Origin of the sequence: Gelidibacter sp., from assembly GCF_035515035.1 — a bacterium.
Classification (GTDB): Bacteria; Bacteroidota; Bacteroidia; order Flavobacteriales; family Flavobacteriaceae; genus Gelidibacter.
In genome coordinates, this window is the sequence record NZ_DATJCA010000106.1 from 78,353 (window position 1) to 103,661 (window position 25,309).

The window sequence follows — 25,309 nt, forward strand, 5'->3', positions numbered from 1 at the left end:
ACCTTCGTTTGACATAAAGGTGGCGCAAATTTACCAAAAATCAAAAGCATAAATTAGAATTAAAGTTAAAAGTTATGAAGAAGAAGTTGGAGTCTGAATTAATGAGTATTGCACATCGCATTCTAAAATTAAAGGGCAGAGAGAATGTTAAGGAAATGCACCGCGAAGTGGGTTTGTTATATGAAAAATTGAGCGTTTTAAAATTTGCCAATGAAAATTTGGAACAATCAATGCCTACTATTGGCGTTGATTCGTCATTCTTTGAGATGTTGGATGTGGCCTTCAACAATAAAATTAGTGATAATATTGAACGTGATGATAAAATTTATGTCAATCTTGATGAAGTAGAGGATGATGATATTATGGAGCCCGTCATGGAGAAAATTAAAGACATGGTAGCCCAAATGCCCCATGAGACACATCAAATAGATGCTTTTATCCAACAATCACTTCCTGAAACACCAGATGACGAGCCAGAAGATAAGGACGACTTTGAGGAGCTGACGGCCGGCTTTAAGAACATGCCTGTTTTTGACCCTGTTCCAAATTCAAATGAGAAGTTGAAAAAATCCTTAAACGACAAACTTAAAAACGGAATCAATATTGGCCTTAATGATAAAATAGCCTTTATAAAACATCTTTTTGATGGCCAACGAGAAGACTATGATCGTGTGCTTTCTCAAATTAATACCTCAAGTTCTTTAGATGAAGCACGAAATTTAATCCAGAACATTGTCAAACCGGATTATAATAATTGGTTAGGGAAAGAGGATGTGGAAGATCGATTTATGAAGATTATAGAAGGAAAGTTTGATTAATAAATGGGTAAACTATACATCGTTCCCACGCCGATTGGTAATTTAAAGGACATGACTATTAGGGCGGTTGAAGTTCTAAAGGAAGTCGATTTAATTTTGGCAGAGGACACACGTACTTCCGGCAAACTCTTAAAGCATTTTGAGATTGCAACCCCGTCGCAATCCCATCATATGCATAACGAGCACAAAACGGTGGAGCTTTTGGTTCAAAAAATAAAATCGGGTACTACAGTCGCATTAATTAGCGATGCAGGAACACCAGCTATTTCTGATCCAGGATTTTTATTGACGCGTGCCTGTATTGAACATCAGATAGAAGTGGATTGTCTCCCAGGAGCGACTGCTTTTGTTCCGGCATTGGTGAATAGCGGCATGCCCACTGACAAATTTGTGTTTGAAGGATTTCTACCCGTCAAAAAAGGAAGACAGACACGATTACTTCATTTAGCTGAAGAAACCCGAACCCTAATTTTTTATGAGAGTCCACATAAACTTATTAAGACCTTGTCTCATTTTTGTGAATATTTTGGTGAAGACCGAGCTGTCTCCGTTTCTAGGGAGATGACCAAACTCTATGAAGAGACCATCAGAGGTACGGCAATGGAAGTTTTGCAGCATTATACCGCAAAACCGCCCAAAGGCGAAATTGTGATCGTGGTTGGTGGCAAACCAAAGGAATAATTCTTTAACGACTACTAAAAAACGTGGTTAAGACGAGGTTTAAATTCAAAGGTTATTTTTTTTAGCATCTCATCTTGTCTTTGTTCTAATATCTTCATCTTTTTCTCTGGCAATACTGGATTTTTCTAAACTTTAGAATTTTCATAACATATTTTATCGGAAGTTTCGGTATCTTAATCGTTATGAAAAACACTAAAATAAAACACTACGACGTTTTTGTCATTGGAACTGGTATTGCTGGACAAACCGCTGCAGAGATTTGTAGGGAATACAATCTGAGTGTTGCCATTGCTGATAATAGAGAATTTGGAGGAACTTGTGCCAATAGAGGTTGCGATTCCAAAAAGATATTACTTCAATTTTCACATTTGGTCTATCAAAGTAGAAACTTAAGAGGCCGGGGTGTTGAAAAATTACCAAAACTGAATTGGAAGAAAGTACAAAAGTTTAAAAGGTCATTTTCTGACCCCATTCCGCCAAATACGGAAGAAAAATTAAAAAAGTTAGGTATTTCACTATATCACCAATCGCCAAAATTCATTAGTAAAACTGAAGTTGAGGTAGAAGGAAAGGTGGTATCTGCCGATCATTTTATTATTGCTACCGGAAATATTCCTCGAGACCTTGACATTGAAGGCAAGGAGCACCTGAAACTAAGTGAAGACATTCTGAATTTTAAGAAAATTCCAAAGTCCATAACCTTTATTGGATCTGGATATATTGCCATGGAGTTTGCCTGCATGTTGGCAACCTTGGGTTGTAAAGTAACCATTTTAGAACGAGACAACACATCTCTTGCCAAATTTGATGACTATTTGGTGAAAAAGTTAATTACTAAATTGGAAAATTTAGGAGTAGCGTTTGTTTTTAATGCCGATGTCACCGGGATCGAAAAATTGAAAAAGAATTTAAAAATATCATATTCAATGGATGGAAAAGCAAAGACTCATAAATCCAGAAAAGTGATTAATGCCACGGGCAGAGTGCCGGCAATAGAAGCTTTAGGCTTGGAGAATGCCGGAATTGATGCAGATAAGGATGGTATTGTGGTCAATGATTATTTACAAAGCAAATCGCACTCTAAGGTCTATGCCTGTGGTGATGTCTCCAACAAGTCACCATCGCTTACGCCACTTTCTGGACTTCAAGGATATATTGTGGGAAACAATGTAGTTAAGGAGAAGTCAAAAATTTTAGATGTGCCTTGTGTGCCTTCAACGGTATTTACTACGCCAAACTTATCGTCTGTGGGTTATGGCTTAGAAGAAGCTAAAGCGCGGTATAAGAGCGTTAAGGTTTATCAAGGTGATTGCAGCTATTGGTTTAATGCGAGAAAGGAAAATGAAGACACCTATGCTTACACGATTTTAGTAAATGAACGGACTGATGAAATAGTGGGTGCCCACATATTAAGTTCTGAAGCCAACGAAAGTATCAATGTATTTGCAACCGCAATCTATAATAAAATGACCGTTAAAGAATTTAAGCGCATGATGTTAACCTATCCTTCCTATAGTATGGATTTTAAAAAGATGATGGAGAATAAGTAATAGTCATATAATTGCAATGCAAGATTTACTTCATAATATAAGAAATTGCAGTCTTTGTAAAGCCCATTTGCCACTGGGACCAAGACCAGTAGTGACTGCGCATCCCAATTCTAAAATCGTTATTGTGGGGCAAGCTCCAGGAACCAAAGTGCACGCCTCTGGAATACCTTGGGACGACGCCAGTGGTAAACAATTGCGGAAATGGCTAGGCGTGACTTCCGAAGAATTTTACGATGAGAATAATTTTGCCATTGTGCCTATGGGATTTTGTTATCCAGGTAGAGGTGGAGGTGGTGATCTGCCACCTCGTCCAGAATGCGCCCCGCAATGGCACCAACAACTTCTTGAGTTTATGCCGAATGTTGAATTGGTACTTTTAATAGGGATGTACGCCCAAAAATATTATTTGAAGAGAAATGCCAAGAAAACCTTGACAGAAACCGTTGCCGATTATCAAGAATATTTGCCTAATTATTTTCCATTGCCACACCCGTCACCTCGCAATCGGTTTTGGTTGACTCGGAATCCTTGGTTTGAAGAGGAAGTGGTATCGGAGTTGAAAAAATCTATCAATACGATCCTGGATCTACAATCCGATCATAATAATAGTTTATAGGAATTTCACTTTTGCATAATGCATGAGATTGTCAAAAACCAATCAAGTTTCAATTTAAAATGACAAAATCATTTTCCTGTAATCCATGTTTTATTAATTCTCATAATAAATAGATAATCATTATTATGGTTTCATTTTTCATAAATAGGTGCAGATCCATCAGTGATTGAAGTCTTTGTTTCATTATCCCTAAATCTACGCTTATAAAACACCAAGCAATTATTAAAATCTTACAATAAGGGGTCTGATATTCTAAATTATCAGTTTGCCCATTGATAAATGAGGATTGCTAAAAATCCATCTTACAGCGAACTTTCCTTTTAAAATTGCGCATTGCGTATTGAGCTTAATTCATTAATTTTACCGTTTTATTTATTTTTTGTCATTATAAATATGATTAAAAAAATGGATATAATCTACTCAAAATCAATATTTTAGTCAAACACCTATGTCTTTAATATGTTGATTGCTAGTGAGTTATTATACATTGCGTTTTTAAGCGAAAACGATATCAAATAGAAGATAAAACACATTACAATGAAAACCAGAATTGAAGAAGACTTACTTGGTGAATTGGAAATTAATGACAATGTTTATTACGGTATTCATACACAACGCGCGATTAATAATTTTAAGATTTCAAAATCAAAAATTCTAGATTATCCTTTATTTATAAAAGGGTTGATTATTACTAAAAAAGCTGCAGCCTTTGCAAATAAGGAGATAGGTACCGTGCCATCAGAAAAGGCTGATATGATCATCAATGCTTGTGATGAAATCTTGGACAATTTAGATACCTACGCAAAATATTTTCCATCTGATCTGTTTCAGGGAGGTGCAGGAACCTCCGTTAATATGAATGCCAATGAAGTCATAGCAAATGTGGCTTTGGTTATGAACGGTCATGAGAAAGGTCGATATGATATTTTGCATCCAAACGATCATGTCAACAAATCGCAGTCTACCAATTGTGCTTATCCTACCGGTCTTAGAGTGGCAATATATTATTATATGAACCACCTGTTGGAAAAAATTAATACTCTTACCACACGTTTGGACATAAAAGGGACAGAGTTCAAGAAGGTGTTGAAAATGGGCAGGACACAATTGCAGGATGCCGTGCCTATGTCTTTGGGTGATGAATTTTCAGCATGGTCCACGAATTTAAAAGAGGAAACAAAAATGCTAAAAATGTGCAGAGACGTGATCCTGCCAGTAAATTTAGGTGGGACTGCAATTGGCACACGTGTAAATTCCCCAAATGGGTTTTCTAAACTATCAGTTGGCTATTTGGCAAAATTCACTAAAGCTAGTTTTGTTGAGGCCGAAAACCTAATTGAAGCTTCTTTTGATTGTGGAGACTATGTTATGATTTCTGGTGGATTGAAAAGAACTGCGGTTAAATTATCAAAAATTTGTAATGACTTAAGGTTGTTGTCCTCTGGACCGCGTTGTGGGTTTAATGAAATAAACTTGCCTGAAATGCAAGCTGGCTCTTCTATCATGCCGGCCAAAATCAATCCAGTTATTCCTGAAGTGGTGAATCAAGTGTGCTTTAAAGTGATTGGCAATGATGTGACCATATCGTTTGCTGCGGAAGCCGGCCAATTGCAATTAAACGTCATGGAACCGGTTATTGCACAGTGTATTTTTGAATCGATAGAATTACTCTCTAATGCTTGTGTGGCACTTGCTGAAAAATGTGTGTTAGGAATCACTGCAAACGAAGTTCATACTAAGGGAATGGTTTATAATTCGGTGGGGCTTATCACCTTCTTGTGTCCTTATATCGGTCATCATATGGGAGATGTGATTGGGAGAGAGGCCATAGCAACAGGCAAAACCATAAGAGAACTTATTCTTGAGAAAAAGCTGCTGTCTGAAAAAGAGTTAGACATGATCCTTAGTCCTGTAAACTTAATGCATCCGGAATATACGGCATTAGCTTTAAAATAGTAGAAATTCGTCTTTTAGAAACTTTCCAATCGTCCATTTGAGGTCAAATATATTGCACTAACCTAAAGGGATAATCTTGATATTTAATAGTATTTTTGGATGAAAGAATATAAACTTGGAAGTTGAACTCACAATAGACAACTTCCTAATTTTAAATTGATAAAAATGGAAGATAAAGTCATCACACACTGGAAAGGAAACTCACAATTTGAATCTGATAATCCAAGTGGAAAAACCTTGTTAATGGATACTTCAGAAGAAAATGGTGGGTATAATTCTGGACTGCGACCAAAAGCCATGATGCTTTCTGCACTTGCTGGATGTTCGGGACTTGATGTGGTTTCAGTATTGAATAAGATGAAAGTAACAGTTTCAGATTTTAGAATGGATACTTATGGCCAATTGACAGAAGAACATCCTAAATATTACCATACGGTTACAGTGGAATATCATTTTTATGGCGAAAACCTCGATGAAGGAAAGATAAAGAAAGCGGTCGATTTATCCATAGAAAAATATTGCGGCGTCATGGAAATGTTTAGAAGATTTGCAAAAGTGAATACATCGATCCATTATCATAATAAATAGTTTTCAACTGAGACCCGACAGGTCTGAGATCAATAAAACTTGAAACATTCTAAACCTGAAACCAGAAACGAAAAAATGCGTTGGACCTTAAAACCAAAACCAGAACTTTCCAAAATTAAGCAGTTGTCTGAAGCGCTTCAGGTGGAGCCTACTATTGCTTCTTTATTGCTTCAGCGTGGTATTGAGACTTTTGAAGATGCCAAACAATTTTTTAGGCCAAGCCTTGATGAATTACATGATCCTTTTTTAATGAAGGATATGGATAAGGCGGTGGGGCGTATTGAAAAGGCCATCGCTGCATCTGAAAACATACTGGTGTTTGGGGATTATGATGTGGACGGAACAACGGCAGTAGCCTTAATGTCATCTTATTTAAAAACCAGAAGTCATGCTGTAGCAACCTATATTCCTGATCGTTATGATGAAGGCTACGGCGTTTCTATAAAGGGAATAGATTTTGCCCATGACAATGATTTTTCATTGATCATTGCGCTCGATTGTGGGATAAAAGCCATTGATAAGGTGGCTTACGCTAAAGAAAAAGGGATCGATTTTATTATTTGTGATCATCATAGACCTGGAATTGAACTTCCAGATGCTGTGGCTATTCTAGATCCAAAACGTGAGGATTGTACATATCCTTATGACGAATTGTGCGGGTGTGGTGTTGGTTTTAAATTAGTTCAGGCTTTAGCGTCCAGAGACGGTAAATCCATTGAAGACCTAATTGAATATCTCGATTTGGTGGCTACAGCTATTGGGGCGGATATTGTTCCCATTACCGGTGAAAATAGAACGTTAGCTTACTTCGGCTTACAAGTGATCAATGGACAGCCGCGCGCAGGGATTAGAGCAATTATCGCACAAACAAAAAAAACCGAATTCACCATTACCGATGTGGTTTTCATAATAGCGCCACGAATCAATGCCGCAGGTCGGATGAAACATGGGAACCACGCCGTGGCTTTATTGACGGAAGAAGATGAAGAATTTGCGCAGGCCTATGCCCTCCAAATTGAGCAGTTTAACACCGATAGAAAAGAAGCCGATCAGCAAATTACCCAAGAAGCATTACTGCAAATTGCAGAATATGAAGAAGAGGAACGTTTCACTTCAGTCGTTTTTCAAGATTCTTGGCATAAAGGGGTTATTGGCATAGTGGCATCGCGCTTAATTGAAACATATTACAGACCTACGTTGGTTTTTACCAAAAGTGGCGATAGATTGGCGGCTTCCGCTCGATCTGTATCTGGATTTGATGTGTATAATGCATTAGAAGCGTGCAGCGTACATATCGAACAATTTGGGGGACATAAATATGCCGCAGGATTGACGCTCAAAGAAGAAAATTATGAAGCTTTTAAACAAGCTTTTGAAGATGAGGTTTCAAAAACGATAGATAGAGCGCTATTGATTCCTGAAATCCGAGTGGATACTCAAATAGACTTCAAAGATATTACACCTAAATTTTACCGTATTCTTAAACAATTTGCCCCTTTTGGACCTGGGAACATGGCTCCAGTTTTCATGACCGAAAATTTACAGGATACAGGTTATGGCAAATGTGTTGGAGGCGACGATAAACATTTAAGAATTACAGCCCGACAAGGAAATTCACAAAACATAGTAGGTATCGGTTTTAACCTGGGTGATAAATATGATTTGATCACGGATAAAAAACCTTTTAAAGCAGTATACTCCATTGATGAAAACCATTGGCAAGGTCAGGTTAGCCTGCAATTAAAATTAAGGGATATTAAAGCTTAATCATTGAACTTAATTTTCGATTCCCCTGCAAAGTCCGAATTTTTGTAAGTCTCTTTCAGAAAGTTATAATAGAATCACCACTATTTTAGAAAACAAAAAACTAAAATAACAACCTCTGTTGTTTTACATTTGTAGTAAAATTTAAGCGCTTTTTAGTACACATATCACTGTTCTAAAAGGCCTGATGTCTATGGAACAAAAACCAAGCAAAAAAGATCCTTACGCTGCACTTCGGATTAAGGAATTCAATATTTTTTTAATGGTACGCTTTGCGTTGGTTTTTGCGTGGTCCATGCAGTTTATTATTATTGAATGGGAAGTGTATTCAATAACTAAAGATCCATGGTCGCTTGGTTTAATTGGTCTAATGGAGATTATTCCAGCGGTAGGAATTGCGCTTTTTGCAGGGCACATCGTGGATCAAAAAGAAAAAAGGGGCCTTCTCATAAAATGCATTTTGGGGTTTTCAGTCATCAGTTTTGGATTGTTTTTATTGACCTGGCCAAAAGTCGTAAGCACCTGGTCAACCAATGAAATTTTATATAGTATATATTTCTTGGTGTTTTGTGGCGGATTGGTTAGGGCATTTATTGGTCCTACAGTATTTTCATTGATTGCTTTAATTGTGCCCAAAAAACTATATCCAAATGCAGCCACTTGGAGCAGTTCAACTTGGCAGGTGGCCTCGGTTCTAGGTCCAGCACTGGCAGGTTTTAGCATCGGTTGGATTGGCGTGCATTGGTCCATGTGTTTGATTATGGGGTTCGCATTAATGGCACTTATTAATTTACTTCGCATTTCTAAAAAACCAATCTTGAATCCTAAAATTGGTGAGCCCATCATGGACAGCCTAAAAGAAGGTATCAAATTTGTATTTAAAACAAAAGCCGTACTGGGAGCCTTGACTTTAGACATGGTTGCTGTTCTTTTTGGAGGTGCAGTGGCACTGTTGCCCATATTTGCACAGGATATTCTAAAGGTGGGATCTGAAGGTTTTGGAGTACTAAGAGCAGCGCCGGCAGTAGGGGCGTTTTTAACCATGTTGATCACGGCCTATATTCCTATCAGCAAAAATGCGGGAATGAAACTATTGGGGGCTATTTTTGGTTTTGGGGTCAGTATCATTGTATTTGGATTGTCATCCATTTTCTGGGTATCCGTTGCCGCCTTATTTTTCAGTGGCGTTACTGATGGTGTTTCGATGGTTATCCGCCAAACCATTTTGCAATTAAAAACACCTGACCACATGCGAGGACGCGTGGCTTCCGTTAATTCTATGTTTGTTGGGTCTTCCAATGAACTTGGGGCTTTTGAAAGCGGTTTGACAGCAAAGCTTATGGGAACCGTAACCGCTGTTGTTTTCGGAGGTACAATGACCTTATTGACGGTAGTGACCACAGGAATTGTCTCTCCTTCGTTTAGAAAGCTGGATCTACGAAAAGATCTAGAAGCGCACGAGAACGAAGTTTAATAGGTCTTTAGCTCCATTTTTTCACCATCAAAAACACCGTAGGTATAATATTGGATCCAATCCCCGAGATTAATGTAAGAAGACTGGTCATTCAACTTAACCTCCATTGGAAGATGTCTGTGTCCAAAGACAAAATAATCACGATGTTTCTCCTCTAATTTTCTTTTGGAATACTGTACCAACCATTCTTTGTCTTCACCTAAAAATTTGGCATCCTCATCACCAGAAATCAATTTGTTTTTAACGGACATATATTGGGCAAGCTTAACGCCCAAATCTGGATGTAACCATCTAAAGCACCACTTAAAAAACGGATTGGTAAACACTTTTTTCATGCGTTTGTAGCCTTTGTCATGAGGTCCTAAACCGTCGCCATGCCCAATAAAAAAAGTTTTGTCATTAAATTCAAATTCCTTTGGTTTATGAAAGACTTCAATATTCAATTCTTCCTCAAAATAACCGTGCATCCATAAATCATGATTGCCCACAAAGTAGTAAATAGGAATCCCAGAGTCGCTTATTTCAGCAAGTTTCCCTAAAGTTCTTGTAAATCCTTTTGGAACAACGGTCTTGTATTCAAACCAAAAATCGAAAAGATCTCCAAGTAAAAAGATAACGGCAGCATCATGTTTGATTTCGTCTAACCAAGCCACAAACTTTTTTTCCCTTCGATACGACTCGTCTTTCGTAGGTGCTCCTAAATGGTTGTCAGAAGCAAAATATATTTTTTTTCCTTTTGGAATATTCATTAAACTACTTTTTAAATTCCTGCCTTCGAAGGAATCTCATATTTAAAAACGGATCGGATTGATATCTATCTATTAAAAATTTTGACACGTCCCGATTGCTATCAGAATCACAGATTTTCATAGATTTCTACATAAAATGTTGTGATAAATTATTTCGCTATCTATTTCAAAACTGCAAGCGCCTAAATCATATCCTCAGAATCCTAAACTACCTGCCATCTACCTACTTAATAATGCCCACTACCTACTGAAAACTGCCCACTGTAGACAGAACACTAATTATCACTCGCATACCATTCTGCAAAACTTGTGTCAGTTTCCTGAAGTTTTAAGGAATGAAGTTGAATCGTTTCTGGTAAATGTTTTATGATTTTTTCAGCAAAATCAATCACCATCATTTCACTAGTAGGCTGGTAGTCGACCAAAAGCACACTATGGCCTCTATCTTTTAATTCTTTCGCCAACTCTACATGTGGTGTGTTTTTATTAAATACAGTAGCATGGTCAAAGACATCAACAATTTCATCTTTTACGATGGTCTTCAAATCTGAGAAGTCGATGACCATCCCAAACTTAACATTTGAAGCATCTGTGATTGGCTTACCAATAACAGTAACCGACAATTTATAACTGTGTCCATGTACATTTTTACATTTGCCGTCATAGCCGTAAAGGGCGTGGCCTGTTTCAAAAGAAAATTGCTTTGTAATTCGAATTCTGCTCATATAGCATTAATTTACTGCAAAGATATTCAAATTGCAAAAAGGAATCTCTTTTTCGATTACATTTGACAGATTAACCCTATATTTATTTGAACTTCACACATTTAATTCCTGTATTTAATGAATCCCATCTTTCAAGATATGGCTTTTGTAGAGAATCCTTTATACGAAAAGATTATTGAAGATATTGTTGCTCAAAAGTATGCCATTGTTGAAGATTTTTTTAGTGACGAAGAGGTGCGTTTGCTCAGACAGTCTTTAATGGATAAACACACGGAGGATGCTTTCAAAAAGGCGGCAATTGGCAATAAACTTAATGCTACCGTTATCAAAGCTATTAGAGGTGATGTTATTTTATGGATTGATGAATCTCATGCCAATAGCGCCGAAGGTTTGTTTTTTAATAAAATCAATAGTCTTGTCAACTATCTCAACAGGACGTGTTTTTTGGGTATTCTTCACAAAGAATTTCACTACGCTTTATACCCGAAAGGCACTTTTTATAAACGTCATCTTGATACTTTTCAGAATGATGATAGACGTAAGCTTTCTTTTGTTTGTTATTTGAATGAATCGGGTTGGGTGCCAGAGAATGGAGGCGAATTGGTATTGTATTTGGATGATAATGGTAGTCAAACAGAAAAGGTCATCTATCCTTTTCCAGGTCGTGTTGTAGTTTTTGAGAGTCAGCTTATTGAACACGAGGTAAAACCTGTTAAAACCGAAAGATTGAGCATCACGGGATGGTTGAAGACTAGGTGATTCTACTTATTTTTTCTTCGGTTGTAAACATAAATAACCACCAATACGATGGCTAATATTAAAAACAAGCCGTTACCACTTAAAAACTCAAGAATTTCCATAGATTAATTTTAAAATAGAAAGTGTCAAAGTTAAACGTTTTGTGCCATAGGAAAAACGCGTTCGCCTAATTTTTTTATCAAAGCAATTGTTTTGGATTTTATATAATAGTTACAACAGATGCTCATAACAATAAAAGGGATGCTCACTTTGCAGAGGGAAATAAACCGAACCTAAACGCCTGTAATTGCGACATTCATAAAATCTTTGGTTTCTAGGATTTTGGGAAAAGGTATCCAACCTTATTGAGCTATAGCCATTGTCTCTTCCAAAGTTTTCTGCAAAATCCATAAGTTTCTGTGCAAAACCACGTCCTTGATAGTCGGGATGAACTGCTAAGCGGTGGATATATAGATTTTTTCCATTAGGAGTTAGCCATGTTATAGCCTGGTATTCTTTGTCCATAAAAGAAGAAATCACGATAGTTCCAACAATTGCATGGTCACTGATCAATACATAAAGTTCGTCCCTGGCAATGTCTTTTTCAAAAGCGGCGGCATTTGGGTAATGCTCATTCCACTGGTAAATTCCTTTGCTTATCATGGACTTGGCACAGGCTTTTGTCAACAATAAAACAGATTCAATATCTGACGAAGTGGCTTTCCGGATCATTTTTTTGGTAAATTTAGTGTTTAAGATATAAAGGGTATTTTAAATCTGCTGGAGTCATCAAAAATAAAAAAGTTTTTATTGAAATGTTATGGTGTTTTTCAAAGGATTAAATCGAAATTAGCTTGCGATAAAAATATAGTATCAAAAAAGTAGTTAGAAAAGAAAAAAATATTTTAAGTTTGCGGCTTAGTCAAAGAAACTTAAGTGTTTTTCAAAACTTCCGCAGGACGGAAGTGGCGTAAAGATAATTTGGGGATGTAGCTCAGTTGGCTACCCGCTCGTACCGAACGGTACGTTCGGGCGGGGAGCGCTAGAATAGTCGAAATATGTTTGTGGTTTATATATTATATAGCCCTAAATTTGACAGGTTTTATGTAGGAATGTCGTCATCCTTTAAAGACAGACTAAAATCGCATAATTCTGGTCAAGTAAAATCCACTAAGGCATTTACACCTTGGGAACTGTTTCACTCTGAGGATTATCCTACGAGAATAGAAGCAAGGTTTAGAGAAAAATATTTCAAAACTTCCGCAGGACGGAGGTGGCGTAAAGATAATTTGGGGATGTAGCTCAGTTGGCTAGAGCGCTTGGCTGGCAGTCAAGAGGTCGTCGGTTCGAGCCCGTCCTTCTCCACAGAAAAAGCAATGCGAAAGCGTTGCTTTTTTGTTTTAATCCTTTTTTAAAACGGGTTCATTTCTGAACTTTCTACTAATTGACGTCTTTTTCAATGAAATCGATTTCACGATTGCATATTTCTAGGATCAGTCTTTTGAGTTCTTCATGAAAATGAACTAAGGTTTCTGCGGTAATGCTTTGGTCCTTGTCTCTACTTCTTAATGATGGCTTTTGTCCAAATTTTAAGAAATAATCGCCCTGAAGGTTCTTAAATGAAATGATTCCGGCTTCAATTGGTTGAGAAATTAGCTCCGTTTCATTCAGCATATAGGCATAGGCCAAAACCTGAAAACTTTTGCTGTATTTATTGTAATCTAAGGTAATATCTTCCCAGTCCACGATCTCCACTTGCCCTGGATTAACTTTTCCTGTTTTATAATCAATAATCCTGAGTGTTCCATTAAATTCATCAATCCTGTCCACAGTACCTTTTAAACGGACTTCAAAGTTCAATTCTGGGATGTTGACGGGAATGTCAAGTTCCTTTTCTAAATCTATAATCTTAATTTGGTGCCCGGCTTTTAAAGTTTCAATTTCTTTATTGATGAAATTTGATATATAACGCTTGGCTACTTCAAGAATAATAAGGTTTTTTCCTTTGGTCATATCGCCTTCCTTATAAAATGACTTGAAATGGAGCGTTACACTAGCATTGATTAAAGTTTTCATCTTCTTCAAGTGCGCCTCGGTTAGCATTTGCCCTTTATAAGGCGTATAAAAATCTTCTAAGGTTTGGTGAATGACACTTCCCAAGGTATTGGCCGCTACAGTTTCTTCAACATCTTCAAAACTTTGAATTTTTAAAACCTTCTGATAATAAAAATCTAAAGGGTTTCTGATGTAATTTGTTAATGATGATGGCGAGAACCCGTTGCTGGCTATCTGCTGCAACCTTGTCATCACGCCCTCGGTTTTTTTAATGATTTTGAACTGCTTTTGCGCAACCTCCACTTTTGGAACGACAATAGAATGTTTTACGTTATGAATCTTTTCAATCTGTAACTGTGTTATAAATCGGCTCTTTTCACCACCGGTTAATACATCAGGTTCTGTGTTATAGATGATGTATACATTTTTTGCGCGTTGTAGAAGTCTGTAAAAATGATAGGTGTAAACCGCATCTTTTTCTTTATAGGTTGGAAGACCGTTTTCAAGTTTAACATCAAAAGGTATAAATGAATTTGTGCTTTTTCCTGCCGGAAGAATGCCTTCATTGACGGATGATATGATAACCGTTTCAAAATCCAGTACGCGAGACTCTAACATACCCATAATTTGGAGACCTTGTAAGGGTTCGCCTTTAAAATCTAGTGTTTCACTACTCAATAGCTCTCTATAAAGGTAATAGAGTGTTGTACTGTTGCTGATGAGGTTATATTTTAAGTTGTAGCGTTGGAGCTCATTAAATATTTGATTAAATCGATAAAGATATTCGAGAGCTAAAAGGTTCTTTGATTTTTCTAAATCGAGTTCTGCTTTTAGCATTAAAATGAGACGTGAGCAGTTGTTAAATGCTTTCTCCGAGCTATTGTTCCAGGATTGGAATAAAAGTCTTAAAACCTCTTGTTTCCCTTCTGAAAGGGTTAATAGTTTCTCAACGGATATCGTAACAATATTATTACTTTGAATATAATTTATGATGTGATTGCTGTAATTAATGTCATCATGGGTTAATACAGATTGTATAAACGAGTGGGATAAAATAGCGACGACATCTTTATAATAAAGTGTGTTATCGTGACTCTTCTGAATCTTGAATACCAAATCGAATAATGACGCCAAGGGTACCGATTTAAGAGGCAGACCCATGGTGATATTTATTGCCTCTACTTTTTCTGGAATACTATTAAGTAAGGGCATTAATAGCGTTTCATCTCCTAAAACAACTGCAGTATTTTTTAGATCGTCCCTGGACAAGGTGTCCAGTAATTCACCAATATACTTTACTTGCCCTATACTTTTCGGAACAGCAACAGTGTGTAAGTTTTTATCTGAGCGATAATTTTCACCTATCCAATGTATTTCATTTTTTTTGAAATATGGCCAATTTTTGAGATGTTGTCTGATGAATAAACCGGCATCGTGTATAGGGTTGTTAACAAATGTTTCGTCAATATCCCAATAGATATTTGCCAATTCCTGCTCCAGTAAGTCTTGTATAATGCGTTCTTCGGCTTTATTTAGAGCATTAAAACCAATGAAAATATGTTTCTTATTAGGATTGGATGTCATGTAAGATCCAATGCCATTTACCGCTTCCCTGTATACCAACCCTTGATATCCTTTTTTATTTAGGATCAGTTCTTCCTTTAGCGATGCGTAGTAGATTTTAAGTCGGTTCCAGAATGCTAAATAATTTTTGATATAGGGCGTTTGCTGCTCTGATAAAGACCAATGATTAATTTCCTTAATGGAAGTTAAATAATCAAAAATATGATCAGGATCTATGAGGTACCGGTCTATTTCATTAAAATCCTGAAGTAGTAATTGTCCCCATTTTGAAAACTGGTCGAAGGTTTCTTGTTGCTCATCTGGAGTGAGCTTTGTGTATACTTGGTAAAATTCAAAAAGAAGTTCTGTATTGCTGGCGTAAGTGAGCTCAGAAAGTTTTTCAATAAATTCCTCAATGGATAGAATTTCGGGTGCAAATATTGTCTGCTCAATAGTATGCGAAAGGATATCCTTTAAAAAGGTACCAGCTCTTTTACTTGGTAATACAAAAGTGAGTTGTGAAATATCCCACCCCTTCTCTTGTATATCGTCGATGACTTCTTTTAGAAAACTCCTCATTGTATAAAAATAAAAAACGCCCCGAATATCGGAGCGTTTTTTTGAAATATTTATAGTTTTTTAAAACTTAGTTTGTAAGTTTTACTTCTACACGTCTGTTGTTAGTTCTACCAGCAGCAGTTTTGTTAGAATCAATTGGATTCTCTTCACCAAAACCTTTTGCAGTTAAACGGTCTTTGTCAATTCCGTTAGCAATTAACCAATCTTTTACAGCGTTAGCTCTTCTTTCTGACAACAATTGGTTAGATCTTTCTGATCCTACACTGTCAGTATATCCTTCGATAGCAAAAGTAGCTTCTGGGAATTCTTTGAAGATAGCGTTCATAGCCTCTAAAGTTTGGTGAGATTCTTTCTTGAATGTTGCTTTACCAGTATCAAATAAGATAGTTCTAGCATAGTCATTCAATTGTTTCATTTTCTCAGCACTTGGCTTAACTTCAGGACAACCAAAGTTTGCAACAGTACCAGGAACGTCTGGACATTTGTCATCTTTGTCTAATACACCGTCTCCGTCTGTATCAGGCCAAGGACATCCTTTGTTAGCGGCAGGACCAGCTACGTTTGGACACTCATCAATATGATCTGGAACACCATCACCATCAGCATCTGGACAACCTTTCAAGGCTTTCAAGCCTGGAACAGTTGGACAGTCATCTAAATGATCTGGAACACCGTCACCATCAGTATCAGGACAGCCATTAAATTCAGCTAAACCAGCTTCATTTGGACAGTCATCTTTTGCATCTTCAATACCATCGCCATCAGTGTCAGGACACCCGTTGAATTCTGGTAAACCAGGAACGTCTGGACAAGCATCGTCTTTGTCGTAGATACCATCTCCGTCAGTGTCTTTTCCACCAAATTTAAGTGCTAAACCAACAGTGTGTTGGAAATGTGTAGCTAAATAGTCTTCGAAAGCATGTTTGTAAGCAGATTGAACTGTTATACCAATGTTATCTGAAAACCAAACGTTGAAACCTAGAGTTCCGTTAAGAGTACCCGCTCCAATGTCATCAACCCAAGTGTAACCACCACCTACTCCTAGGTATGGCTCAAAAACTTTTGAGTTTAATAGGTGACCAAAGCTATATTTAACTGTACCATCTAAAGCATAGTAAGATAAATCATCAGCTGGTGCATCACCAATTTTACTGATTTCGTTGATAGTACCAGCTACAGTTAATGAAAAACCGTCTGATAAGTATCTAGAAACAGAAATTGAAGATAATGAAGGCAAGACGTTGTAATGGTCTCCAAAATTGAAGTACTCATCAAAGATTCCTCCCTGTCCGTCTTCACCCGTTGGGTAAAAGTCAACTGCATTTACGCCAACCCCAATTGCCCAAGGGTTATTAGCGTCTTGTGCGTTGGCGTTGCTAAAGCTTAATAGAAGCAACATAGCGAAAAATAATCTGCTAAGATTTTTCATATTCTAATAATTTAATTTTTAAGTGTTAATTAAGAGCAAAAGTAAGATGTTAAACTTTATTAACAAAGACAAATATATAAAAATGTTGAATAATTGCCTTAAAATAGGACTGTTTGGACTAGTTTTAGATAATATCCAACGATTTTCCGACTTTAATGAAAGCAGCAATGGCTTTATCTAAATGTTCTTTTGTGTGGGCCGCCGATAATTGAACCCTAATTCTGGCCTTATCCTTAGGTACAACTGGGAAAAAGAACCCTATTACATAAATGCCTTCTTTAAGGAGCATTTCAGCCATGGTTTGAGATAGTTTGGCATCGTAAAGCATTACTGGAACAATTGCAGAATCACCATTTATTATATCAAAACCTGCGTTTAACATGGCTTCTTTGAAATATTTGGTGTTTTTTGTCAATTGATCTTTTAAAGTCGTGTCGTTAGCAAGCATTTCAAATACTTTAATAGAAGCACCAACAATTGCAGGAGCAAGTGAATTTGAAAATAAATAAGGTCTTGAGCGTTGACGCAGCATCTCAATGATTTCTTTTTTACCTGTAGTATATCCACCCATGGCGCCGCCCATAGCTTTCCCTAAAGTTCCAGTGATAATATCTATTCTTCCCATAACACCTTTTTCTTCTAAGGTACCACGTCCCGTTTCTCCAATAAATCCAGTGGCATGGCATTCGTCAATCATGACCATAGCATCATATTTATCCGCTAAATCACAAATCTTGTCCAATGGTGCTACCAATCCATCCATTGAAAAGACGCCGTCAGTTACAATAATCTTAAAGCGTGCACCATTCTCGTTGGCCGCAATAAGCTGTTTTTCGAGATCTTCCATGTCGTTATTTTGGTAACGGTAACGTGCCGCCTTACATAAACGAACACCATCAATAATGGACGCATGGTTTAAGGAATCAGAAATAATTGCATCTTCTGCATCCAATAATGGTTCAAATACACCACCGTTGGCATCAAATGCAGCGGCGTATAAGATGGTATCCTCTGTGCCGTAAAATTCAGCAATCTTTTGCTCCAATGTTTTATGGATATCTTGAGTGCCGCAAATAAATCGCACTGAAGACATACCAAATCCATGGCTATCCAAAGTGTCTTTGGCAGCTTGCACTACCTCTGGATGCGAGGATAGACCTAAATAATTATTGGCACAAAAATTTAGAACAGTTTGACCAGTATCTAAGGTTATTTCTGCGCCCTGTGGAGAAGTGATAATACGTTCTTCTTTATAAAGCCCAGCTTCCTTAATATTTTCAAGTTCTTTTTGTAAGTGTTGTTGTATTTTGCCGTACATAATAATTTGAATTTATTGCAAAGTTAAAATTCTTTTACTTGAATGTCCTCATTTATGTATACAAGTATTTTTTTCACGACCTTAAAACCCATTTCTTCAAGAATAATTTGATATTCCCTAAGTTGATTTTGATGTGTAGGCCGTTCAGCACCTGTTTTATAATCCATAATAACGGCTTCAAGGTTATTGTTCACTACAATGCGATCAGGCCTTAAAATAAGACCTCCCGAAGTCAAAATATCCCTTTCATTATACACCGCATGTTCGGGCAAGAAAAAAGCCTTTAATTGTTCATGATGTACGATGTGGTTGATAATAGGTTTAAGTTCTGAGCTTTGTTGGGGATTGAGATCTCCTTTGCTTTCAAAGTCATCAAAAACAAGATCAATATCGTTCTCTGATTTAATCCTGGATAAGATCAAATGCACCAAATTTCCTTTTTCAATGGCGGCTTCTTGCTCTGTATCCCATAAATAACCGGCATTGGTTACAATGCGTAGATCGTGACTTTCTTTTGCTACAGAGATGAAGCATTCCTGAACAGTGGATTTTTCAACTTTTTTTGCCGACAGCACCCGCTTTGGTTGCCCAAAAGTGTAGGTCTTTTCGGAGTCATTCCATAATCCGGCCGATTTGAGGTAACTAATGAACAATTCTGAATACAGGGTTATCTTGTCTTTATTTCCTTTATCGACAACGTGTTCTGAGACAATATAGAGCTGTTCCACGGCCCGAGTGAGGACAACGTATAACAAATTTATACTGTCCAATTCCAACTGAGCCTTATAATCGGCATACATGGTTTGTCCTAATTCTCCAAGGTCTTCCAAATCTTTATTGACATTGATAAAAACATTTGAAAAACCATTGAACGCCTCTGGATTCACGGGAAACCATAGTTTAGGTGACATAGTAAAATAAATATCCTGATTGGCATAAGGAAAAATTACGACTGGAAATTCCAAACCTTTAGATTTATGGATGGTCATGATCTGCACAGCGTTGTTACCTTGTGGAGACGTGATGGATAACTTTTCCTTTTTGACGTCCCAATGTGAGGTGAAATTCGAAAAACCGGCATTGTACTTCTGAGAATAGTCTAAAACTTCATCTAAAAAAAACTGAACATAAGCGTTGGAGGTTTTATTTAAATTAAATTGCCTGACCACACTTTCTACAGCTTCATAAAAAGGAAGTTGTAAAAATTGATTAAAATCGAAAAACAGATCATATTGATTCAGTGCTTTGAACATCTCAAAAGCATCTAAATGAACCAGACTTTGAAAAAACTGATGGAAATCTTCCAATTTAAGGTGGTGGTCCGCCAAATAACTCAAGGTCTCAATTTTTAACATTTCATTATATGGTTGTGATGCCAATGCAATGATATTGGTGAGAAATTGTACTTCTGGCGAATTTTTGAGCAGTAAGGATTCTGAAGAGATAATGGGGACGCCTTCCACACTCAAATATTCAGCAAGAGCGATTCCTTCTTTTGATTTTCTTGCAATAATGCAAATATCCCGCAACTCAAAGTTGTTTTCCTGAGCTTTTTGAATGGCTTCCAATACTTTTTGGCCGTAAGCGGCGTCTTTGTCCTCCGTTTCAAATTCCAGAAACGAAAGCTCAATAAACCCTTCACCGTTTAAATGAATATTTTGGTGACTGGCTTCATAGATTTCACGATGTGATGGATCAGAAAAAGCAAAAGTGGAAAGGTGTTTAAAAAAATTATTATTGAAATTTATAATGGTTTCTAAACTTCTATAATTCTTTGGTAAATTATCAATGTGCTGTAGGATATGAAAAGGTTGTGTTCGTTTTGTATATAAATCTATAAACTGCTCTGCTTTCCCACCACGCCATCTATAAATAGCCTGTTTCGCATCGCCCACCAACATGGCGGAGCCTATTTCGCCCTTTAAATTCTCACTCGAGATGGCATTGTCAATTAGAGGAATTAGATTTTCCCATTGTTTCGCTGAGGTATCCTGAAATTCATCAATAAAATAATGTCGATATTTTTCTCCAATGCGTTCATAAATAAATGGTGCTGGCTGCGACTTTATTTCAGTACTGATAAGGGAATTGAATTCTGAAATAAGGACTAAATCTTCGTCAGCCTTTATATCTTGAAGGCTTTTGTAAATCGCATTTAAAACCGATAATGGCGTGATATTTTTAAGAATATTTTTCAGAAACTTAAATTGAATGATATCTTGTTTGCTCTGTTCAAAAAACGAAGCAATCGCTGGTTGGAGCATATCTATGGTTCCCATTTTATCGGCATCAACACGTTTTGGATAAAGTGGGTTTCCTTCCAATAAATCGGTTTGCCATTTTAACTTATTCAGATTGATATCAAAATTGCCCTCAGCTAATTTTAAAAAATGTTTCGGAAGATAGCCACTTGAAAAATCATTAAACATTAAATGGTTTTGCTCAATAAGATCTAGAGTGGCCTGTCCTTTTTGAATAATGTCAGTTTCTAAGAGGGTAATTTGATGGAGAAGCTGTGTTTTAAGCCCTTTAAAATCCTCAATAGATTTTTCCTTTAGAGCTTCAAAATACGGAATATCATTTTCATTAATGAGCAGTTGTGCAATTTGATTAAAGTCAAAAGCAACATCCCAGCTTTTATCATCATCGGCCTTTTCGATGGCAAAATCCACGAGTATTTTGGTGAGTTCTTTTTCTGTCCCCGCTTTATCGATCAATTGATCCACTGCTTTTGCAAGAATTGTTTTGGTGTCCAATTCTACCTCAAAATTGAGAGGTAGTTTTAAATCGTGGGCAAATGTTCTGATCAATCGGTGGTTGAACTTATCAATTGTAGAAATATCAAATGCTGCATAATTATGAGCGATGGTGTTTAGGATTGTTTTTGATTTTTCATGAAGTGTTCTGGAATCAATATTAAGTTCATCAGAAAGAATCCCGAACATTGGAATGGGATTTAGTAAAATACTAGGGTCTGAAAATGCAACCAGCATTTCTACAACACGTTCTTTCATTTCAGCAACCGCTTTATTGGTAAACGTTAAAGCCAAAATGTTTTTAAATGCATTTGGGTGGCTGGCGGTGAACAGTATTTTTAAGTACACTTTGACCAACGTGAAGGTTTTCCCACTGCCAGCTGAGGCATTATAAATTAGGAACGGATGTTTGATTTCCATTATTTAGATTTTTTATACAAGATAAAAACTATCCCTGATTTATATGTGGAAATTTGAAGTTTTCAACAATACCGTGCTTTTCATGCTAACATCCGTACCAACGTTAAACTTTTCTTAACTCTTTAATACGAAGCGTTTAATATTTTTTAATGCACAGTTTTATGTGTAAATTTGGGTTGAATAAATATTAACACTTTAAAATATATACATTATGGCTTTCGAATTACCAAAATTAAAATATGCTTATGATGCTTTAGAGCCTCATATCGATGCGAAAACAATGGAAATCCATTACTCAAAACATCATCAGGGTTATACCAATAATTTAAATGCTGCCATTGAAGGTACTGATTTGGCAGGTAAAACTATTGAAAATATCTTGATTAATCTAGATATGGAGAATAAGGCTGTTAGAAATAATGGTGGCGGTTTTTACAACCACTCCCTGTTTTGGGAAATTATGAATCCAGAAGGAAAAGGAAGTTTGTCAGGAGACTTGAAAAATGCTATAGAAGCAGCGTTTGATTCCTTTGATGCTTTTAAAGATGAGTTCAGTAAAGCTGCTGCAACTCAGTTTGGTTCAGGATGGGCTTGGTTATGTGTACATAAAGGCGGGAAAGTGGAAATCTGCTCAACACCAAACCAGGATAATCCATTGATGCCAGGAGTGGGTTGCGGAGGTACCCCAATTTTAGGATTGGATGTTTGGGAGCATGCCTATTACTTGAAATACCAAAATAAAAGACCTGATTATATCAATGCATTTTTTAATGTGATCAATTGGAATGAGGTTGAAAGACGTTATGCAGAAGCGAAATAACATTTCGATTGTCTACAAGGTTTTCAAAACCTTGTAGATTTTAAATAAAATAATGAAAGCAGACTTGAAAAAGTTTGCTTTTTTTTTATGTGAAAGTGAAGTGCTTTGGAAAATCTTATGTTGGAATTATATTTATAGACACCTGCCTACGCAGGTGTGAAATGAAAAAAGGTGGACGAGTGTCCACCTTTTTTGCCCCAAATCTACCATAAACTTAACCTACTTATGTTATGGTGAAGCAAATATAAGTGGTCTAAAATGTAATAGTTCAATTTATTAGATAAACTGCGAATAAATTAGGCTGAATGATGTTTTTAGTCGAAAAAAATCTAGAATGAGTATATTGTAAGTCATTGTTTTAGTGTCAGATACTATCAACTTAAAAATCAATAGGATATGCTACAAAAAAAAGGGCATAAAAAAAGGTAAACAGAAGTTTACCTTTTTTTGCCCCAAATCTACCATGAACTTAACCTACTTATGTTATGGTGACACTAAAGTATATTGAATTTCAATAACTTGATGTATAATTTAGATGAATTACATAATTATCCGATAAAGAGTCGTTTTGTTAATTAATTAAGGCTATTCTCATTCTCCTAAATCTAATAGGCACGTTTGTTATTTCCTTCATAAAAATTGATAAAAGCTCTATTGACAACACGATTTCCTCCAGCTGTAGGATAATTTCCTGTAAAATACCAATCACCTAAGTTTTTAGGACAAGCAATATGGAGGTTTTCGATAGTTTGAAAAATGGTCTTTACTTCTGATTTCACACTTGAATCACAAATAAGCTCTGCAATTTTATCGGAAATTTGTTCTGCACTAAATTGGTTGTAAAGTTCCTTTACAAAATTCCTAACATCTTTATCTTCCAGTTCAACTTGTTCTAAGCACTTATTGTAGACCTCTTCTACAAGATGGTATTTGTTATTTTCTTTGAGAAGCTCAAGCATGGCCCTAAAAGCAATTAAGTCTTCAAGTTTCGCCATATCGATACCATAGCAATCCGGATAACGAATTTGAGGTGCCGAGGATACCACAACAATTTTTTTAGGATGGAGCCTGTCCATCATTTTAATGATGCTCTTCTTTAAGGTCGTGCCACGCACAATACTATCATCAATGATTACCAGGTTGTCCGTAGGTTTTATCACGCCATAAGTCACATCATAGACGTGCGCCACCAAATCGTCTCTGGTGCTATCTTCAGTGATAAAAGTTCTGAGCTTAACGTCTTTAATGGCTATCTTTTCTATTCGAGGACGTTCGGATAAGATCTGTGTCACTTTTTCTGCTGATAGGCCACCATTGCCCTCAAGGATTGCTTCTGTCTTCTTTTTATTGAGATGATCTTCTACAGTTTCAATCATTCCAAAGAATGACGTTTCAGCTGTATTGGGAATATAGGAAAAGACAGTATTTTTAGTGTCAAAATTAATTGCTTCCAAGACTTTTGGCATGAGAAGCTTGCCCAGTTTTTTTCGTTCTTGATAAATTTCGGCATCACTACCTCGCGAGAAATAAATGCGCTCAAATGAACAAGCCTTGCGCTCCAATGGTGCCAAGATTTTTCTAATGGTCGTTTCTCCAGATTTTTTTGTGATGATGGCATGACCCGGGGTTAATTCCTTCACATCGTCAAAATTAACATTGAATACGGTTTGAATTACTGGGCGTTCAGACGCTACAACTACAATTTCATCATCTTGATAATAGTATGCAGGACGTATTCCTGCAGGATCACGGAGTACAAAAGAATCGCCATGTCCTAAAAGGCCAGCTATTGCATAGCCTCCATCCCAGTCTTTTGCCGAGCGTTTCAATATTTTGGCAACGTTAAGTCGGTCGGCAATCAATGGCGAACATTCATTCTTGTTGTAACCTTCATATTTAAGTTGCTTGTATTTTTTAGCCACGGCATCATCTAAAAAATGACCTATTTTCTCCATGATGGTAACGGTATCCGCCTTTTCTTTTGGATGTTGTCCTATTTTAACCAAACCTTCAAACAACTCATTAACATTGGTCATGTTAAAGTTTCCAGCAACAATCAGGTTTCTGTGCATCCAATTGTTCTGCCTTAAGAAGGGGTGCACGTTCTCCACACTGTTCTTTCCGAAAGTTCCATAACGTACGTGTCCTAAAAGCACTTCACCTATATAAGGAATGTTCTTTTTTTGTAAGGCAACGTCATCTGTGTATTCTGGATGTTCTGCAAACTCTCGGTTGACACGCTCATTGATTTGCGCAAAAATGTCCTGAATGGGTTGTTGTGCAATGGAGCGCACCCGACTGATATAGCGTTCTCCTGGTGCGGTATCGAGTTTGATGCTAGCAAAACCTGCGCCATCTTGACCGCGATTGTGTTGTTTTTCCATCATTAGATACATTTTATTGACGCCATAAAATGCACTCCCGTATTTTTCTTTATAAAATTCTAAGGGTTTTAAAAGTCTGATCAGTGCAATTCCGCACTCATGTTTTATCGCATCACTCATTGGTCTTTTTCAATTTTAGATTTGCTATCGTTATTGGGGTTTAGTCTGAATAGATTGAAAGTTATTACAAACTAAGGGTATTAAAAAACGCGCTCCATTAAGAGCGCGTTAGTTAATGTCAATTCAATTTTAAATGTCTCCGATTGATGTTGATTAGGGGTCATAAGAAATTGTTTTATTTTTTTAGTTCTAATGATACGTTTTTT

The 25,309-nt window shown here is 36.8% G+C and carries 19 protein-coding genes and 1 tRNA gene; 12 read left to right on the top strand and 8 right to left on the bottom strand.

Translation table 11 applies throughout. The annotated features are described in order from the left end of the window. The first annotated feature begins 74 nt into the window (after positions 1-74). The 8 genes from VLZ86_RS08595 to VLZ86_RS08630 all read left to right on the top strand — a co-directional run bounded on the left by VLZ86_RS08595 (position 75) and on the right by VLZ86_RS08630 (position 9,447). Entirely contained in the window at positions 75-818 is a 744-nt protein-coding gene (locus tag VLZ86_RS08595; RefSeq protein WP_325450320.1) for a hypothetical protein, read from the top strand. 3 nt (positions 819-821) lie between these two features. Then, a complete protein-coding gene (gene rsmI / locus VLZ86_RS08600; protein ID WP_325450322.1) occupies positions 822-1,499 on the top strand; it encodes a 16S rRNA (cytidine(1402)-2'-O)-methyltransferase in 678 nt (225 codons plus the stop codon). 182 nt (positions 1,500-1,681) lie between these two features. Continuing rightward, positions 1,682-3,049 (top strand): NAD(P)/FAD-dependent oxidoreductase, encoded by a 1,368-nt coding sequence (locus VLZ86_RS08605; protein WP_325450324.1) that lies wholly within the window; start codon positions 1,682-1,684, stop codon positions 3,047-3,049. Positions 3,050-3,065: 16 nt separating this feature from the next. Further along, positions 3,066-3,665 carry a uracil-DNA glycosylase family protein gene (locus tag VLZ86_RS08610; RefSeq protein WP_325450326.1) on the top strand — a complete coding sequence of 200 codons (600 nt, stop codon included), beginning with the start codon at positions 3,066-3,068 and terminating at the stop codon, positions 3,663-3,665. Positions 3,666-4,196: 531 nt separating this feature from the next. Continuing rightward, positions 4,197-5,621, top strand: a complete 1,425-nt coding sequence (aspA, locus tag VLZ86_RS08615) for an aspartate ammonia-lyase (RefSeq protein ID WP_414652547.1) — start codon at positions 4,197-4,199, stop codon at positions 5,619-5,621. 165 nt (positions 5,622-5,786) lie between these two features. Further along, positions 5,787-6,209, top strand: coding sequence for an OsmC family protein (locus VLZ86_RS08620; RefSeq protein WP_325450330.1), 423 nt, complete (start codon positions 5,787-5,789; stop codon positions 6,207-6,209). 75 nt (positions 6,210-6,284) lie between these two features. Then, positions 6,285-7,976 carry a single-stranded-DNA-specific exonuclease RecJ gene (recJ, locus tag VLZ86_RS08625; RefSeq protein WP_325450497.1) on the top strand — a complete coding sequence of 564 codons (1,692 nt, stop codon included), beginning with the start codon at positions 6,285-6,287 and terminating at the stop codon, positions 7,974-7,976. 190 nt (positions 7,977-8,166) lie between these two features. Continuing rightward, the gene (locus VLZ86_RS08630) at positions 8,167-9,447 is read left to right on the top strand and encodes an MFS transporter (RefSeq protein ID WP_325450332.1); all 1,281 of its coding nucleotides are present in this window, start codon (positions 8,167-8,169) and stop codon (positions 9,445-9,447) included. Here VLZ86_RS08630 and VLZ86_RS08635 read toward each other — a convergent pair. Both VLZ86_RS08635 and VLZ86_RS08640 read right to left on the bottom strand, forming a co-directional pair. Then, positions 9,444-10,196 carry a UDP-2,3-diacylglucosamine diphosphatase gene (locus VLZ86_RS08635; RefSeq protein WP_325450334.1) on the bottom strand — a complete coding sequence of 251 codons (753 nt, stop codon included), beginning with the start codon at positions 10,194-10,196 and terminating at the stop codon, positions 9,444-9,446. The two genes, VLZ86_RS08630 and VLZ86_RS08635, sit on opposite strands and share 4 nt — an antisense overlap. Before the next feature lie 275 nt (positions 10,197-10,471). Then, on the bottom strand, positions 10,472-10,921 hold the full coding sequence (locus VLZ86_RS08640) for a 6-carboxytetrahydropterin synthase (RefSeq protein WP_325450336.1): 450 nt from the start codon (positions 10,919-10,921) through the stop codon (positions 10,472-10,474). A gap of 117 nt (positions 10,922-11,038) precedes the next feature. Here VLZ86_RS08640 and VLZ86_RS08645 point away from each other — a divergent pair, with 117 nt between their 5' ends. Further along, positions 11,039-11,680: a 2OG-Fe(II) oxygenase gene (locus VLZ86_RS08645; protein ID WP_325450338.1), complete on the top strand. Its 642-nt coding sequence runs from the start codon at positions 11,039-11,041 to the stop codon at positions 11,678-11,680. A 210-nt stretch (positions 11,681-11,890) separates the two neighbouring features. Here the strand turns inward: VLZ86_RS08645 and VLZ86_RS08650 are convergent, their stop codons facing one another. Continuing rightward, positions 11,891-12,391, bottom strand: coding sequence for a GNAT family N-acetyltransferase (locus VLZ86_RS08650; RefSeq protein ID WP_325450340.1), 501 nt, complete (start codon positions 12,389-12,391; stop codon positions 11,891-11,893). 326 nt (positions 12,392-12,717) lie between these two features. Between VLZ86_RS08650 and VLZ86_RS08655 the strand changes: the two genes are divergently transcribed. Both VLZ86_RS08655 and VLZ86_RS08660 read left to right on the top strand, forming a co-directional pair. Beyond that, the gene (locus VLZ86_RS08655) at positions 12,718-12,960 is read left to right on the top strand and encodes a GIY-YIG nuclease family protein (RefSeq protein WP_325450342.1); all 243 of its coding nucleotides are present in this window, start codon (positions 12,718-12,720) and stop codon (positions 12,958-12,960) included. Next, positions 12,951-13,024, top strand: a tRNA-Ala gene (locus VLZ86_RS08660). The genes VLZ86_RS08655 and VLZ86_RS08660 overlap by 10 nt, the downstream gene beginning before the upstream one ends. 75 nt (positions 13,025-13,099) lie before the next feature. Here the strand turns inward: VLZ86_RS08660 and VLZ86_RS08665 are convergent. The 4 genes from VLZ86_RS08665 to VLZ86_RS08680 all read right to left on the bottom strand — a co-directional run bounded on the left by VLZ86_RS08665 (position 13,100) and on the right by VLZ86_RS08680 (position 21,779). After that, on the bottom strand, positions 13,100-15,856 hold the full coding sequence (locus tag VLZ86_RS08665) for a PD-(D/E)XK nuclease family protein (RefSeq protein WP_325450344.1): 2,757 nt from the start codon (positions 15,854-15,856) through the stop codon (positions 13,100-13,102). 67 nt (positions 15,857-15,923) lie between these two features. After that, on the bottom strand, positions 15,924-17,285 hold the full coding sequence (locus VLZ86_RS08670; protein ID WP_325450346.1) for an OmpA family protein: 1,362 nt from the start codon (positions 17,283-17,285) through the stop codon (positions 15,924-15,926). Between the two features lie 124 nt (positions 17,286-17,409). After that, positions 17,410-18,603 carry a glycine C-acetyltransferase gene (kbl, locus tag VLZ86_RS08675; protein WP_325450348.1) on the bottom strand — a complete coding sequence of 398 codons (1,194 nt, stop codon included), beginning with the start codon at positions 18,601-18,603 and terminating at the stop codon, positions 17,410-17,412. Between the two features lie 23 nt (positions 18,604-18,626). Beyond that, positions 18,627-21,779 carry a UvrD-helicase domain-containing protein gene (locus tag VLZ86_RS08680; RefSeq protein WP_325450350.1) on the bottom strand — a complete coding sequence of 1,051 codons (3,153 nt, stop codon included), beginning with the start codon at positions 21,777-21,779 and terminating at the stop codon, positions 18,627-18,629. Positions 21,780-21,990: 211 nt separating this feature from the next. On the opposite strand from VLZ86_RS08680, the gene VLZ86_RS08685 reads away from it, so the two are divergent. Further along, on the top strand, positions 21,991-22,599 hold the full coding sequence (locus tag VLZ86_RS08685; protein ID WP_325450352.1) for a superoxide dismutase: 609 nt from the start codon (positions 21,991-21,993) through the stop codon (positions 22,597-22,599). A gap of 605 nt (positions 22,600-23,204) precedes the next feature. Here VLZ86_RS08685 and VLZ86_RS08690 read toward each other — a convergent pair. Continuing rightward, positions 23,205-25,103, bottom strand: coding sequence for an amidophosphoribosyltransferase (locus tag VLZ86_RS08690; RefSeq protein ID WP_325450354.1), 1,899 nt, complete (start codon positions 25,101-25,103; stop codon positions 23,205-23,207). Positions 25,104-25,309: the final 206 nt, after the last annotated feature.